12 protein-coding genes are annotated in these 16,414 nt (G+C 42.9%); all 12 read right to left on the reverse strand.

From position 1 onward, the window contains the following. Positions 1–13: 13 nt before the first annotated feature. On the reverse strand, positions 14–2,482 hold the full coding sequence (locus AC6HZ4_RS24890) for a diguanylate cyclase (protein ID WP_497492543.1): 2,469 nt from the start codon (positions 2,480–2,482) through the stop codon (positions 14–16). 290 nt (positions 2,483–2,772) lie between these two features. After that, positions 2,773–3,423: a PspA/IM30 family protein gene (locus tag AC6HZ4_RS24895; protein ID WP_497492544.1), complete on the reverse strand. Its 651-nt coding sequence runs from the start codon at positions 3,421–3,423 to the stop codon at positions 2,773–2,775. Position 3,424: 1 nt separating this feature from the next. Beyond that, positions 3,425–3,958, reverse strand: coding sequence for a hypothetical protein (locus AC6HZ4_RS24900; protein WP_497492545.1), 534 nt, complete (start codon positions 3,956–3,958; stop codon positions 3,425–3,427). A gap of 766 nt (positions 3,959–4,724) precedes the next feature. Continuing rightward, on the reverse strand, positions 4,725–5,921 hold the full coding sequence (locus AC6HZ4_RS24905) for a PDZ domain-containing protein (RefSeq protein WP_497492546.1): 1,197 nt from the start codon (positions 5,919–5,921) through the stop codon (positions 4,725–4,727). A gap of 134 nt (positions 5,922–6,055) precedes the next feature. Beyond that, positions 6,056–7,492 carry a S41 family peptidase gene (locus AC6HZ4_RS24910; RefSeq protein WP_497492547.1) on the reverse strand — a complete coding sequence of 479 codons (1,437 nt, stop codon included), beginning with the start codon at positions 7,490–7,492 and terminating at the stop codon, positions 6,056–6,058. 188 nt (positions 7,493–7,680) lie between these two features. Continuing rightward, positions 7,681–8,574 carry a permease-like cell division protein FtsX gene (gene ftsX, locus AC6HZ4_RS24915; protein ID WP_497492548.1) on the reverse strand — a complete coding sequence of 298 codons (894 nt, stop codon included), beginning with the start codon at positions 8,572–8,574 and terminating at the stop codon, positions 7,681–7,683. After that, positions 8,564–9,250, reverse strand: a complete 687-nt coding sequence (ftsE, locus tag AC6HZ4_RS24920; protein ID WP_497492549.1) for a cell division ATP-binding protein FtsE — start codon at positions 9,248–9,250, stop codon at positions 8,564–8,566. Before ftsE ends, ftsX begins: the two co-directional genes overlap by 11 nt. A 336-nt stretch (positions 9,251–9,586) precedes the next feature. After that, positions 9,587–9,925 (reverse strand): cytochrome c551, encoded by a 339-nt coding sequence (cccB, locus tag AC6HZ4_RS24925; RefSeq protein ID WP_497492550.1) that lies wholly within the window; start codon positions 9,923–9,925, stop codon positions 9,587–9,589. Positions 9,926–10,003: 78 nt separating this feature from the next. Continuing rightward, the gene (locus AC6HZ4_RS24930) at positions 10,004–10,864 is read right to left on the reverse strand and encodes a YitT family protein (protein WP_497492551.1); all 861 of its coding nucleotides are present in this window, start codon (positions 10,862–10,864) and stop codon (positions 10,004–10,006) included. A 472-nt stretch (positions 10,865–11,336) separates the two neighbouring features. Beyond that, a protein-coding gene (gene prfB / locus AC6HZ4_RS24935) for a peptide chain release factor 2 (protein WP_497492552.1) occupies positions 11,337–12,438 on the reverse strand; the annotation gives its coding sequence in 2 pieces (ribosomal slippage) (positions 11,337–12,365 and positions 12,367–12,438; 1,101 coding nt in all). A gap of 167 nt (positions 12,439–12,605) precedes the next feature. Beyond that, positions 12,606–15,116, reverse strand: a complete 2,511-nt coding sequence (gene secA, locus AC6HZ4_RS24940; RefSeq protein ID WP_497492553.1) for a preprotein translocase subunit SecA — start codon at positions 15,114–15,116, stop codon at positions 12,606–12,608. Between the two features lie 358 nt (positions 15,117–15,474). Further along, on the reverse strand, positions 15,475–16,002 hold the full coding sequence (hpf, locus tag AC6HZ4_RS24945; protein ID WP_497492554.1) for a ribosome hibernation-promoting factor, HPF/YfiA family: 528 nt from the start codon (positions 16,000–16,002) through the stop codon (positions 15,475–15,477). Positions 16,003–16,414 lie beyond the last annotated feature (412 nt).

Raw genomic sequence — 16,414 nt, forward strand, 5'->3', positions numbered from 1 at the left:
GCTCAATCCGTCCTTAAGTATTCACAGCCTGGCTTTTACCCATGCTTTGAAACATCTCCTCATAGCTGAGGCAAATGCGAATAAATAACTCGGCTATCTGCGGATCGAACTGTACTCCTATGTTCTGCTTGATTTCCTCCAGAGCCTCCTCTATAGAGAAGACTTTTCTATACACACGATCGCTCGTCATTGCGTCAAATGCATCTACAACTGCAAGAATTCTGGCCAAAAGAGGAATTTCTTCCCCTTTTAATCTGTACGGATATCCATTGCCATCCCAACGCTCATGATGATGCAGCACCCCCATCAAAATTTGAGGCTTTTCCTTTAAGATATCATGACGAATCAGCTTCTCATATCCGAGAAGCGGGTGCTGCTGAATAACCTCAAATTCTTCCTTCGTTAAACAGCCTGGCTTATTTAAGATACTTTTTGGAATACTCATTTTTCCAATATCATGGAGAAGAGCAGCCATATATACATGATCTCTTTCTTCTAATGACAATCCTAGCTCCTGTGCTAAATGAATCGCATAGTAAGCAATCCTATTAGAGTGCTCCCATGTTATCTCATCGTATGCATGAAGAGATGATAGATAGCCTTCAATTGTAGGCAGAAGCTCAGTTGCGTTCCCTTCCTCATGTTCCCCTGCGTCCGTTTTCTTTTCGGGCTCCATACTATAAAAAGCAACGCGATTGCGACCAGCACGTTTTGCTTGATATAATGCTTTATCTGCTGCGGCGACAAGCTCTGATGCATCGCTGAGCATAGTCGGCAGCATACTGGCAACGCCGAAGCTGCTTGTTACTACATGGCTTACATTAGAGCGCTCATGCTGTATCCCAAGATTTTCAATAGCGCGGCGAGTACGCTCAGCAACCTGCAGTGCTCCATCGTAATCCGTGTTCGGAAGAAGAATAACAAACTCCTCCCCCCCATACCGGGCCCCGATATCACTCGGACGGTATAAAGATGCGACCAATGCCCCCGATACTTCCTTTAAACATTCATCACCCATTTGATGGCCATAGTAATCGTTATACAGCTTAAATTGATCAACATCAAAGAGAATAACAGAAAGCGGCTGCTTCTCACGTATAGCCCTTTTCCATTCCTTATCCAGCATTTCATCAAAATAACGCCGGTTTCCGATACCAGTTAAACCGTCCACATTCGCTAGAATTTGCAGTCGTTCGTTTACTTCTATTAAACGCTGCTCTGTTTGCTTTTGCTCTGTAATGTCCCGCAGCGTGCCAGAGGCGCCGGTTATATTCCCATCTCCATCCAATATGAGCGTCGCAAACAGCTCAACTAGGCAAACAGCTCCCTCTTTAGAAATACAGCGAATTTCGTAACAGCAATACTGCTCGTCTGCTCTAAGAAAAGAACGAAACAACTCCAGGTTTCTCTCACGGTCGTCTGGATGCATATAATGAAGGAGAGACTTCCCTAAACTTTCCTCTACTGTATATCCTAGCATAACCTCCCAATATGGATTGAGAAAAGTTAGCCTTCCCCTTCTATCCGTATGAAAAACGGCCTCATGAATGGTATTTACAACAATCTCATATTTCTCCTTTACCTTTTGGGCCTCTAATTCGTTTCTCTTTTGCTCTGTGATATTACGATAAAAAATGGATAGGCCTTTTTTAGTTGGGTAAATCCGAATAAGAAGCCATCTATCAAGCGGTTGGCAGTATTCCTCAAATTCAATTTTAATTCTCTCTGCCATCGCCCGTTTACATTGATGGTGAATGTTTGTCCCAACAAGATACGGATACTCCTCCCATATATTTTTTCCATACAATTCCTCTCCCGTTCGCTCCGCGTCTTCTGTATCAGGAAGATTATGATACACTACTTCCCATTGCTCGTTTACGCTATAGAATCGTTCATCAATGAATTCCAGCAGGCTCTCCGTTCGTTCCTCTAATTCAAAAATCTCTTTTTCTAATCTCTTACGTTCACTTATATCATGGACATATACTAAAAAAGTTTCCTGTCCCTCGTCTAAAAATAGATTTACAGATATCTCCACATCAATGACAGTTCCATCTAGCTTCTCTAGCTGACAAGCATGCTGAAATAGCTGGCTCTTTTGTTTCATAAAAGTAGACATATTACCTAACTGAATCAATTCTGCTGCATGCTTCCCAACAACCTGATCAAGCGACTGCGCTCCAAGAAGAACAAGTGCTTGTCTGTTCGCATAAGAAATACATTCTCCTTCACATACCATAACAGCTTCCGGCGCCAAAGCTAGAAGCTTCTGGTATCGGCTCTTGCTTTCCTGCAGACGATCCCCTCTTCGCAGAGAGCTAAATAACAAAGCATAGGCAGCAACTGCTAACAGTATGATGCACACTAGAAAGTACTTCAAAAAATACAAACTTGCCCCTAATAAGCCCGAAGCATAAAAGCCGCCCAGAGCAAGTAGCCCCAGAAGCATGATAGAAAATAAAAATATATATTGCTTTGGCACATAAAGCCCTCTCTTTCTAAACATAAAAACCCGACCAAATAGAAAAAACAGCCGGGTGGGTACACTGCTAGCTTCCCCGCTATCCCAGTGTCCAAATACGGATAATAGTTTAACGTCTCCAGTATATTACCCTCATTTTATCTATACATCCTAATAAAGTAAATAAAAAATCCAAATTACCAATTTATCAAAAAAAATCCCTCCTAAACGGAGGGATAACACATTCTATATTAAAAGGGGGTAAGGCATACATGAGAAAGGGTCTAACCGATTAAAGCAGCTTGTCCTGCTTAAGCCTTCGCTGCTTTTAACTGCTCCAATTGCTGTTCCACTTCAGCCTGCAAGAGGGGGTTCATGCTCGGCTGATGTGGAGCTGCAAATTCTTGGCTTGCTTTCGCTTCCGCTTCTAACGCCCATATGCGCTCTTCCATTCTGGCAAAGCCGCGCATTGCGTTATCCGCGCTAAAGGATGCGATCGTTGTATTGATTTCCTTCACAGCCTTCGCTGCATGTGCTCTTGCAATCAGCTCCTGCTGCTTCAGCTTCAGCTCTTCATACTTTTCCTGCAGAGCCTTCACCTTTTCATACAAATTAGCAGTTTGTGCTTGCATTGCTTCATGCTGCTGCTTGTACGATGCAAGCTTGCGTTCCTGTACAATTTTATCCTGCAGCGCTAATTTTGCAATTTCATCCTCATTTCGGTCTACCGCAAGATTTGCCTGTCTAAGACGCTTCTCAACAGTCTCCTGCGCCTGTACAACAAGCATTTCATACTTTTTCTCCAAAAATAACTGCTCTGATAGGGCTTGCTGCGCCTTTACGAGCTGCTCCTCCATTTCGCGCAAATATTGCTTCACCATGCTGATCGGATCTTCCGCTTTATCAAGCACGTCGTGAATATCAGCAAGTGCGATATTCTTTATCCGTCTAAAAATGCCCATCTTACTGTTCCTCCTTACGAATCTTATTTTCCCATTCATCTAAATAGTCAAGTTTATGTGAATCCAGGCTAGAGAAGCCTGCTGCTTCTGCCTGTCCATAATTTGCAGAAGAAGCATTCCTATTTCGGCTGGTTTTATAAGCAAGGTAAGCCGTCACAAGAATAGCTGGAAGAATCAGCACCTTTGGTAATAATAGAACAGCTCCCCATACCATAAGTACGATTCCGATCCATTTGCGGACCTGATTGCCCGCCGCCAACTTCCATGTCACCCATCCGATTACGAAAAGGCCTGCTTGAATGAGGAGATGGATAATACCAAAGCCATGCATATGGCCATGTCTGCCCATTCTATGAAAATCTGCACCGCCGCGGAAATGTCCGCCTTGAGCGAATCCATTGCCTTGGAACTGAGACATGCCTTGCTGACTGAAGCCTCCTCCTCCAAAAACATGAAACTGCTGGAATGTGATGCGCGCAATTACAAATACCGCTACTGTAATAAGCGCCCACACGAGCCATTTCCCTTTTTTCATCACTGTCACCTCCTTTTCAATAAGCTATCTTGTCTACACTTTGCATTGTAGTAGAGAAAAAAGAAAATACAGTGAAAGTTCTAAAAAACATAAACTTTTTCTTATAAAAAAAGGTTCTTTTCTAAAGAATTGTTGCTGCAGGAATAAAAGAACGTGTTTCAATATAAGCAAGAGGCTATTCACCTCTTGCAACCAGCCTCTCATTTCTAACTCCCCATCGCTTCCCACAGTGCCGTATACGTGCTGCTGGACAAGAAGCAAAAGCAACAATATCCGCAAAAAACTGCCTAAAAAAAGAGAGCATTTCTGCTCTCTGCAACAAGATGGATCCTTCCCTTTTGGTTCATTTTGGTAACTATATACCAAAAAGAACATATGTTTGTATATTGAGATTTCCCTATTCACAAAACATGCTAGGCGATCGCCTAGCCGACATTCATCCCCCACTTACCACGAGGGCACTGAAAAAGTTCACTTAAAGAGAAAAACAAGCTGATCACCTACTATATGTAGATGGTTAGCTTGTTTTTATTTTACATATATCGATAAAAATCTCTGTATTTGCCGAAAGCACATACTTTTTCAGTGCTCTCCTTACCACTGGGCTGCGCCCATCTCGTGCTTGAAGCGGGGATCTTCTGTCGGAAAATGATAAAAAAAGCTACAGTAAAGAAATCGTACGTAGCTTTTTTCTTTGATATATTTATCCAATTCCGTCCTAAAGCCATTGTGAAATGATTATAAATGTTTATGAAAAATCACAGAATTATACCGCTTCTGTGCCCCAATCATACTCACGCTGCACGAAAATAATCCCCAGCTCATGATGATCGTTAGCGAACATAGCGCGCTGGAGTATGCGCGGCTCGGCATTGGCATCAATGACCTCAAGCTTGCAGAAGGCGCCTGATGCATTGTGCTGAAGTGCCTGATAAAACTCGCGAAGCGATTTTGGTACAACACCGTTCACCTTTGCAATAATCTCTCCTGGCTTAAGGCCCATTTCCTCGGCAGGTGAATTCGGAAGCGTATCTAAAATCATTAAACCAGCACCCTTCGGCGAGAAAAACGCTGGTTGCTTTTCATCCCCCATTTGCTCGCGAATAGTAATAGAAAATCGGCCAAGCATTGCGGCACCTGCAGCCGCAAGCGCAATACCTGGCAGCCAATAGCTAATAATCGCTAACAAAAGCACAAGAAGACCCAAACCAGCTACACGGCGCCCGGTATAAAAGATTGCCTGGCTAGGGAGCTGCCCTTTTATAGACTTGGAAAACCCGACGCTAAACGGTACAAGGAAAAGAGAAAAGGCCTTAGCATCAATGGTTATCACCGGCCACCAAGCGAATAGCTTCGTAATTGCATCGCCTGGCACTAATATAAAAATCGGTACAAACCAAAGCCTCTTGCAAACATGCATACCAATATGCATACCACGCTTTCCTTTTAAAATCTTCGGCGTAGATGTGCGGGAAGCTCGTCCTAAAATAAGCAGGCCTTCCACAATAAGCAGAAATGACATCAGTACCGCAAGCGCTGTTAAATTAGTAGCACTGCTGTCTGCCAGCCATGTATCCACCGCATCCTGCCCTGTCGTCCATGCTGGAGAAAACGCGAAATAAAAAATAGCGATGCCAAAGCTGTATGCAGCTGACAAGTAGCGATATTGCATAAGAAGTGCAAACACAATAGTCCAACAGGCAATGATGAAAAGACTTGCCTTTGAAAGAACAATACCGATACCAACAGAAATGACAGATAATATAACGCCAAAGCCAAATCCAGCCATGACAGACGTACGCAGCTCATACCAAACATCATACACTTTAAATGAAAAATCCTTACGCTCCCGCTTCACGCGCCAATATCCAACCAGCAGGCTGCTAATGAAAAATATATAAAAAACAGGATGCAGGAAAAAGCGTCCAAATGCGTTAATTATTTCTGAAACAAATATGCTCATTGCTACACCACCTTACTCATAAGCTTTCTGTTTTAAGTTTACCATATTCACGGCTGTTTTCGATTTTTGCCTATAAAAAAAGTATACAGACACCTTGTCTGTATACTTTCGACAATTTCTATAAAATCCCTGTCTTATTTCGCCAACAATTTCACCGCTGCTTGCAGCTGCAGATCATTTTCACCGGATCGAATTTTTTCTATTACTTTGTTTTGAATCACTTCTGCTGTCTTTTTATCAATTTTTCCAGTTGCTTCAAGCTTGTTTGCCTGTTGGAATGTTTTAACCGCTGTTTCTGTTTCTTTGTTAAAGTAGCCGTCCTCGCGTCCTGTCTCGTAACCAAGATCCTTCAATAACTGCTGCGCACTTTTCACCTGCTCGTTGTTATCATTGAAGGACAAGGTTTTTTCAAACTGAATCGGCGTAGCATAATAGTAATCTGGCTGCTTAACTTCCAGCGTTGGTTCAATTCCTTTTTGATGAATCCAATTTCCCTCTGGTGTCAGCCATTTGAACATCGTCAGCTTAATATTGCTGCCATCGGCCATCGGTACTGCCTGCTGAACCGTTCCTTTTCCAAATGATTTTATACCAATAAGCGGGTATCCTTCCGCTTCCTTAAGCGCTCCTGCCAAAATTTCAGATGCGGATGCGCTGCCGTTATCAATTAATACAGCAATTGGATACGGCTTACGTTCCTTTAAATCTGTAAAGTACTTTTGTTTCTTGCCGTTTCGATCTTCGATTTGCAGTATTGGCTTTTTATCCGTTACAAGCTCCTTCAAAATCGATTGTACACTTTCTAAATACCCGCCTGGATTCCCGCGTACGTCAATGACAAGGCCTGCAATATCCTTCTTCTCCAGCTCTTCAAGCTTGCTTTCAAATTCCTTCGCTGTATCTTCCGAGAAGGAGGTAATTTGCAGATATCCAATATCCTTTCCGTTCTCCTTCTTAATCGAACTAAACACTGTTAGCATTGGAATCGTATCTCGTTTAATTTTAAACGTGATTGTATCATCCGTTCCTGGACGTTTAATATCAAGCGTTACAACAGTCCCTTTTTTCCCTCGAATTTTCAGTACTGCCTCTTCACGCGTTAAATCCGCTACGCTCTCTCCATCTACTGCTACAATTTGGTCATTTGGTTTAATCCCCGCTCTCTCAGCAGGCGAATCCTTAATTGGAGAAACGATAATCAGCTTGTCGTCAACCTTATTCACCTCTGCACCGATTCCTTCTAGTGATGAGTCCAGAGATTGTTGAAATTGGGTAGCTGTTTCCTTATCCATATAAGTAGAGTATGGATCCTTTAGTGTTTCAAGCATCCCTTGAATGGCTCCCTCTACAAGCTTATGATCATCCACATCCTTCACATAACGGGAATCGATTAGGTCATATGCCTGTTCAATCTTTTGTAAATCAGATTCCTTCGTTGCAGAATCCGATTGCAATAAGCCTGCTTGCGGCAATTGTCCTGCCCCAAGCCAATAACGTACGCCGGCAAACATTCCGCCTGCTCCTAACAAAAATGCCGCAATAATCCAAATGATAGCTACTTTACGTTTCAATGCGGAATTCTCCTTTCCGGTTCGCATAATGTTTCAGCCCTTCAACCGAATTTATAGATACAAGAAAACCTGGCTGAGCTGTATGTACGTGTATGAAAAGGCATCACACTACTGTGCGATGCCTAATCTATGTCTACTATATGATAAGCTTGTACGAAATATGTTTGCAACTTTTTACCGGCGTATTCTTATACTTTCAAGAATTTACGTACCGACATTACACTTCCCCACATTCCAATAACCGCACCGATAAGCAGAAGAAGGGCAGAAATTTGGAACACAAATGGATTATAAGGGAGCATTTCAAAAATCGTACCTGTCAATTTTTCATTCAGTATGCCGAGCACAGAGCTGTATGCTGATAAAATTAAAGCAATCGGCAGGATAGAACCGAGAACGCCGAGGAATAAGCCCTCAAGCAAAAACGGCCAGCGAATGAACCAATTCGTCGCACCTACAAGCTTCATAATCTCAATTTCTGTACTTCTTGCATAAATTGTAATCTTAATCGTATTCGAAATTAAAAACATTGCTGTGAATAACAGACCGGCAATTAAGACCACTCCGATGTTACGTCCAATTTTCACCGTGCTGAAGAGCTTTTCAATCTGGCCTTTTCCGTACTGTACCATGCTTACATACTGTAGTTTTTCAATTTTTTTCGCCGCTTTTACCGTATCAGCTGGCTTCTTCGTTTTTACAATATATACGTCCTTCAGCGGATTATCCTGCTCAAACAGCTCGAAAGACTTGCCGCTCTCTCCAAAGCTTTCAATTACACGCTGTAATTCTTTTTCCTTAGAAGAAAACTTAATAGAATTAATTTCTGGAATACCTTGAATACTTGCTTTTAAGGCCTCCTGATCCTCTTTAGTAGCGGCTGGATCAATGTGTACGCGGATTTCCACATCATTTTCAACCTTTGAAGCAAAATAGTTCATATTCATAATAACTGCCAAAAATACACCAACCAGCAAGAGTGTAATTGTAACAGCACTGATAGAAGCAAATGTCATCCAGCCATTCCGCGCTAGACTTTTCGCTCCTTCACGCAAATGCCGGGAAAAGGTTTTAATCTTCATAGCCGTATCCTCCCTCAGCCTCGTCTCGCACAATTTTTCCACCTTCGATTGCGATTACGCGGTTGCGAATTGTATTCACAATATCAGCATTATGAGTTGCCATAATGACCGTTGTGCCTTGCGAATTGATCTCTTTAAAAATATCCATAATATCCCAAGAAGTGTTCATATCCAGATTCCCTGTCGGCTCGTCTGCAATTACAACCTTCGGCTTATTCACAATGGCGCGGGCAATCGCTACGCGCTGCTGCTCGCCGCCGGAAAGCTGATTTGGAAGCGATTCGGCTTTATGCTCGAGTTTCACAAGCTTCAATACTTCCATCACGCGCTTCTTAATCACTTCTGGATCCTCTTCAATCACCTCTAAGGCAAATGCCACGTTTTCATATACAGTAAGCTTTGGAAGAAGACGATAGTTCTGAAAGATTACGCCGATTTGACGACGGAAATATGGAACATCCCGCTCACTCAACGATTCAAGCGAAATGCCATTTACGTTAATAGAGCCCGTAGTCGGCTTTTGCTCGCGGTACATCATCTTAATAAAGGTTGATTTCCCTGCACCGCTCGGTCCAACTACATAAAGAAATTCGCCCTGCTTAATGTTCACGGAAATCCCATTAATAGCTTTTACGCCGTTTGGATATGTTTTATATACATTGTTCATTCTTATCATAATTATACCACCCGATCAAACATATTTTCCCTTCGACATTTTCCCAATCTATACGACAAATTCCCTTAAATTCTACACAAAAAAAATAAACGTATTTAGCTACGCTCCTCATTGTAACATCATTATTTTTCAAATGCGTCTACATTTTTATTACAGTTTTGTTACAAACAAAAAACAAGGGGTATATTTTCCCAAATAAAGAAAACCCGTCAATTGACGAAAACAGAGGCATAGTTGCACTAATACTTTACACTTAAAATTCCCGCGGAGGAGAGAGCCTTTCTTAGCTAAAGATGATAAAACCTTCTGCCTTAAGCGGCAGAAGGTTTTATCATTTTATTTTTTTTGGGAAAGCCATTCTGCAATCTTGGTTGCATCGTCGCCCTTAACAATCCCAGCCGGCATGCCGCCGCGTCCTTTTAGAATAATCTTCTCAATTTCTTCTTGTGTGTATTTATTTCCAACCTTTTGTAAATTTGGCCCAATTTGACCTTGGAGATCATTGCCGTGACAGCTTGCACAGCTTTGCTGATACACTTTATCCGGATCTGCGCCGCTGCTTGCTGCTTGATTAGAGGTTGAATCAGAAGATGTGTTTTCTTCCTTGTTCCCGCATGCGCCCAAGCTTAGAATAAGAACTGCCCCTGCAACAAGAGCTAGCAATTTCTTGTTCATTTATTTCGCCTCCTAATTTGGAAAGAGTTTTATCCCATCTTTTTATTATAATAACCCTTCTTCGATTTAAAAAAAGAATTATGCTCTGCTAAAGCCTTCCCCAAGTACCTCTGATGCATCCATTACAATGACAAAAGCTGAAGGATCAAGACGCCGCACAAGTTGTTTCAATTTTGTGAACTCCCGTTGATGCACAACACACATCAATACAGGGCGTTCATCATCCGTAAAGCCGCCCTGTCCTGGGAATCTTGTCACACCACGGTCGATTTCCTCAAAAATGCCGCGTCTCACTTCCTGCTCACAATTCGTAATAATGAGCGCTGTTTTGGATCGACTAAAGCCGACTTGGACGATATCAATTGTTTTGCTTGTTACATATAAGCTCAGCAGGGCATACATCCCGCTCTCTAAGCTGAACACCATTGCAGATGTTGCCACGATCAAGCCATCGATGACTGCAACGCATATCCCAAGACTAAGTCCTGTATACTTATGAACAATTTGCGCCGCTAAATCCGTTCCGCCTGTAGAAGCTTTCCCGCGAAAGACAATCCCAAGACCAACGCCAACACCAACGCCGCCAAATAAAGCACCAAGCAATGGTTCATGTGTCGCCGGCTGCAAATCCCTTGATAGATACACAACGAAAGGTAAAAACAGAGTGCCTACAAGCGTTTTTGCCCCAAATTGCTTACCGAGCAGTATAACCCCCGCAATAAACAACGGGATATTAAAAGCCCATTGTACATAAGCAGGCTGCCACCCAAATACTTCATACAAAATCGTACTAATGCCGCTTACACCGCCCGAAGCAATTTTATTTGGCAATAAAACTACGTTAAAAACAATAGCTATAATAGCAGAACCAAGAAGAATGTACACATATTCTAAGATGATTGCTATCCTTGGATGATAATCTACTTCATTCCGTTTCACGTTAAAATCCTCCAAAACAAAATGTATGTCTCTTTGTATACATACTAATATTTTTCTATTTTCTGTCCTGCCGAAACCGGGAATTGCAAGAAGGATTATCGTAAGCCTCCTCTGTATATTCCTTAATTTTCGACTTTTTACAGCAAATATGTATGTCGGTTATGATATACATGCCATTCATAAAAAGAGAAGCTGTCATCCAACTTCTCTTCCCCTTGCACTCCCCGACATAGAGAGAAGATAGAGATTCCTTTCCTCTTTCTCCCCATTCGCCAACATCGCGTTGGCATTTTTTATTAGCCAATAGTAAGGCAAGTTAGCTGCCTGCCCTATTTATCTATAAAAGAACCTCGCCGCAAAAGGAAAAAAGACCTTCCATGGCGAGGAACACAAGGAATGCTTCCTTGAATTAGCTTGCGCCGAACCGCGCGTGTTGTTTATCCTCCGGAGCTGAGTAATCGGCTCCGCTTTCTTATGCCATACGGGAGCGTAGATATGCGTCAATGAACGCATCAATTTCGCCATCCATAACTGCCTGTACATTTCCGATCTCGGTATTTGTACGGTGATCCTTCACAAGGGAATATGGATGGAAAACGTAGGAACGAATTTGGCTGCCCCAGCCGATTTCCTTTTGTTCACCGCGAATTTCATCCAATTCCGCCTGCTGCTCTTCCAATTTCTTTTGATAGAGCTTCGCCTGTAGCATTTTCATTGCACGCTCACGGTTTTTAATTTGTGAACGCTCTGTCTGGCATGTTACAACCGTATTTGTAGGAACATGTGTAATACGAACAGCAGAATCCGTCGTATTAATATGCTGTCCGCCCGCACCGCTCGCTCGGTACGTATCGATTTTCAAATCCTCAGTGCGGATTTCAATTTCAATATTGTCATCAAACTCCGGCATAACCTCGCAGGATACAAACGATGTATGACGGCGGCCTGAAGAATCAAATGGAGAAATACGCACAAGGCGATGTACACCTTTTTCGGCTTTTAAATACCCGTACGCATTATGTCCTTTAATAGAAAGCGTGACGCTCTTAATACCCGCTTCGTCACCCGGCAGATAGTCGAGCGTTTCTACTTTGAAGCCGCGCTTTTCTGCCCAGCGCGTATACATGCGCAGCAGCATGCTGCCCCAGTCCTGCGACTCTGTTCCGCCCGCACCCGGATGCAATTCTAAGATCGCGTTGTTTTTGTCATATGGATCGCTTAGCAGCTGCTGAAGCTCAAATTCGTTCATGTTTTGCAATAGCACACGAACCTCACGCTCGAGCTCCTGCTTCAGTTCTTCATCGTATTCTTCCTTCACAAGCTCATATGTTAATTCAAGGTTTTCATGCATTTCATTCATTTCGTTAAACTGCCCAACCTGCTCCTTTAGCGCATTCGCTTCGTTAATAACAACCTGTGCGCTTTTTTGGTCATCCCAAAAGCTAGGATCAGACATCGTTTCATCTAATTCCTCAATGCGCTGCTCTTTGCCAGCAAGGTCAAAGAGACCCCCTAAAGTCCGCTAATCGCTTAGCCATTTTCTCTAACTCTTGCCGAATTTCTGCTAATTCCATGTTATCCACCTCTATATTGTATTTGAAGACAGCTTACTCACAAAGCAAACTCCCTCTGCCTAAGCAGAGAGAGTTTGCCCGCATGACACTTATATGTTGTATCTTCCCTCAAATCCCTGCTTGAAGTCAACCATTCACTCGAGGAAAGAAGAAAACTATGCCTAACTTTATTCTAAGGCACCGTGACAGGCCTTATATTTCTTGCCGCTGCCGCACGGACATGGTTCATTGCGACCGATTTGCTCACCCTTGACAACAGGCTTTTTCTTTACCTCACCGCCGTCATCTTTGGGATGAACAGCCTCTCCTTGCGCAACCTCTTGACGCTCTAAGTTGTTTTCGATTTGCGCCTTCATAATGTAGCGGGACACTTCTTCTTCGATTGCCGCAATCATTGCCTCAAACATCGCAAAGCCTTCCATTTGGTACTCGCGAAGCGGATCGATTTGACCGTAAGCGCGCAAATGAATACCTTCGCGTAAATGATCCATCGCATCAATATGCTCCATCCACTTCGAATCAACAACACGAAGCACAACTACCTTCTCAAATTCACGAAGCTGTTCATACGGAAGCTGCTGCTCCTTTGCATCATAATGCTCCTTCACCTTTTGTATGATGACCTCCGTCATTTCCTCCGGAGCAAGGCGGCGCAGCTCGTCCTCTGTTACATCGCCTTCTTCAAGAACAGTTGTCTCAAGGAAAGTAATTAAACCTTTTATGTTCCATTCTTCCTCAAGATCCTCTGCTGTATGAGCCGCTACAGCTCTTTCAACCGTACCGTGCATCATACCTTCAATAATCGTGCGCAGGTTTTCTGCTTCGAGTACATCTTGACGCTGCTTATAAATAACCTCGCGCTGCTGACGAAGCACATCATCATATTGCAAAAGCTGCTTACGGGCATCAAAGTTATTGCCCTCAACACGTTTTTGCGCGGACTCTACTGCACGAGAGACCATTTTACTTTCAATTGGCTGTGCATCATCCATACCAAGACGATCCATCATCATTTTCATGTTATCAGAGCCAAAGCGGCGCATCAGCTCATCCTCCATAGATAAGTAGAACTGCGTTACACCCGGGTCGCCTTGACGTCCTGAACGACCGCGCAGCTGATTGTCAATGCGTCGGCTTTCATGGCGCTCTGTACCAATAACCGCAAGACCGCCAACTTCCTTCACGCCTTCTCCAAGCTTAATATCCGTACCGCGCCCCGCCATGTTTGTTGCAATCGTTACCGCGCCCTTTTGCCCGGCATCCGCAATAATCTCCGCTTCACGAGCATGGTTTTTTGCGTTTAATACGTTATGGCGCACTCCCTTGCGCGTAAGGATTTTCGAAATCAGCTCCGATGTTTCAATCGCAACTGTACCGACAAGAACAGGCTGTCCTTTGCGATGGCGCTCGACAATGTCCTCTACAACCGCGTTAAACTTGCCCTCCATCGATTTAAAAATTAAATCTGGTCGATCATCACGCTGCACAGGGCGATTTGTCGGGATTACAAGTACGTTCATGTTATAAATATTGCGGAATTCCTCCTCTTCCGTCTTTGCTGTACCAGTCATACCAGCAAGTTTTTCGTACATACGGAAATAGTTTTGGAATGTAATCGTCGCAAGCGTCATGCTCTCATTTTGAATTTCGACGCCTTCCTTTGCCTCGATTGCTTGGTGCAAGCCTTCGCTATAACGACGCCCCTTCATTAATCGACCTGTGAATTGGTCAACAATCACAATTTCGCCGTCCTGCACAACGTAGTCAATATCGCGCTGCATAACAACATGTGCACGGAGCGCTTGATTAATATGATGCAGCAGCGTTACATGCTTTAAATCAAACAGGTTTTCAATATGAAACGCTTTTTCTGCCTTTGTGATGCCCTCTTCTGTCAGCATAACATTTTTTGTTTTTTCATCATATGAAAAATGAACTTCCTTATTAAGCGTGCGAACAAATGCATTCGCAAACACATACAGCTCTGCTGACTTTTTCGCTTGTCCAGAAATAATAAGCGGTGTACGCGCTTCGTCAATTAAAATCGAGTCTACCTCGTCAATAATTGCAAAAGAAAGCGGTCGTTGTACACATTGTTCCTTATACAGCACCATGTTATCGCGTAAATAATCAAAGCCAAGCTCATTATTTGTCGTGTACGTAATATCAGCTGCATAGGCCGCTTGCTTTTCCTCACGGGATAACGAGTTCAAGTTTAGGCCCACCGTTAGGCCGAGAAACTCATGAAGCCTTCCCATCTCCGTTGCATCACGATGCGCTAAGTATTCATTTACTGTCACAACATGGACGCCTTTTCCTGTTAAGGCGTTCAAATATACCGGGAGTGCAGAAGTTAATGTTTTCCCTTCCCCCGTTTTCATCTCGGCAATGTTTCCTTCATGAAGAGCAATGCCTCCTGTAAGCTGGACCGGATACGGGCGCATGCCAAGGACACGCTTCGCAGCCTCACGCACAACTGCGAATGCTTCTGGAAGCAAATCATCCAACGTTTCACCTTTTGCGAGACGTTCCTTAAATTCTGGTGTTTTTGCCTGCAGCTGCTCGTCCGATAAAGCGGAAATCTGCGGCTCTAGTGCTTCTATCTGATCCACGATTTTTTGCATACGGTTAATTTGACGTTGATTCGTATCAAACACCTTTTTTAAAATACCAATCATGGCAATACGCTCCTCTTTTACTGAAAAATTTTTCGACTGAACTAAGAATGCTATTTTATCATTGCTTTCACCATATAAAGATTAAAAACTTCCCTAATGGTTCATTTATATACATGATATGAGGACTTTTAAAATAAGAACGAAAAGTACGGATAGGCTAATTGTAACACTTGCATTAAAAATATGCCAATACTATAGGAAAAGGACAAACGCAGGGGGGAGGTTGGGGATCTGACTAAACGATAGTACACAGAGTCTTGCGGAGCACATCGCATTCATTAGACAATGCTCCAAAAAGTTCTACTTTCTGATCTCATAAGAAAGGCACGATCCATTCGGACCGTGCCCGTATAAACGATTATTTTGTCTCAATTAAGCCGTATTTTCCATCCTTACGTGTATACACAACACTTGTTTCATTTGTTTCAGAATTTGTAAACACGAAGAAGTTATGTCCTAGCATGTTCATCTGCAAAATTGCTTCCTCAATATCCATTGGCTTGAGGTCAAATCGCTTCGTACGCACAAGCTCAATATCATCCTCTTCCACAATCTCCTGAGCTGCAGCTGCTGTTGCTGCTACTGCGACCTTTTCACGCACTTTGCGATGTACCTTTGTTTTATGCTTACGAATTTGCCGTTCTAATTTATCAACAACCAAATCAATTGCTGCGTACATATCTATATGAGCTTCCTCGGCACGAAGCAATAAATCTGGAAACGGAATGTTCACTTCCACACGTTGCTGATCAGAATACACCTTAAGGTTTACTTTAATTTCCGGGAATGTATCAAAATAGCGATCAAGCTTACTTAGCTTCTTCTCTACATATTCCCTTAATGCTGGAGTTACCTCAATATTTTCACCGCGAATGTTGAATTTCATAGATGAACTCCTCCTTTCAGGCTATGTATTACTATATTCGACGGTGATGTCGAATATCCCTTCCACAAATCGTGAAAATCACAAAAAGTGCTTCAGATTCCACGAATTTTGTTGAAAGAGCGAGTATACTACCTACTTAGAGTATACCTCATAAACAAGACAAAAGCTGAACACAAATATGAATAATTCGTTACATACTAAGAAAAGCGGCATTAGCCCGTTATGCTCCCGCAGTAAAACAACCCGTGCATAAAACGCGCGGCAGGCGAAGCTTATTCACAAACGCTTTCCATGCATCCCCCCTTAAATAAGGTTTTTCTTTTAGTAAAGACAGCCATTTTACAGCCAGAGTATCTAGGTACATGATCCCTTACAATCATAAACACTACTAACACCTCACATGCGTAAACTC

Source organism: Ectobacillus sp. OTK, assembly GCF_059698935.1.

Bases quoted from the DNA above. Each gene is read 5' to 3' on its own strand.
- AC6HZ4_RS24895 (WP_497492544.1), bottom strand. From the start codon at position 3,423: ATGGGCATTTTTAGACGGATAAAGAATATCGCACTTGCTGATATTCAC.
- AC6HZ4_RS24900 (WP_497492545.1), bottom strand. From the start codon at position 3,958: ATGAAAAAAGGGAAATGGCTCGTGTGGGCGCTTATTACAGTAGCGGTA.
- AC6HZ4_RS24905 (WP_497492546.1), bottom strand. From the start codon at position 5,921: ATGAGCATATTTGTTTCAGAAATAATTAACGCATTTGGACGCTTTTTC.
- ftsX (WP_497492548.1), bottom strand. From the start codon at position 8,574: ATGAAGATTAAAACCTTTTCCCGGCATTTGCGTGAAGGAGCGAAAAGT.
- ftsE (WP_497492549.1), bottom strand. From the start codon at position 9,250: ATGATAAGAATGAACAATGTATATAAAACATATCCAAACGGCGTAAAA.
- cccB (WP_497492550.1), bottom strand. From the start codon at position 9,925: ATGAACAAGAAATTGCTAGCTCTTGTTGCAGGGGCAGTTCTTATTCTA.
- secA (WP_497492553.1), bottom strand. From the start codon at position 15,116: ATGATTGGTATTTTAAAAAAGGTGTTTGATACGAATCAACGTCAAATT.
- hpf (WP_497492554.1), bottom strand. From the start codon at position 16,002: ATGAAATTCAACATTCGCGGTGAAAATATTGAGGTAACTCCAGCATTA.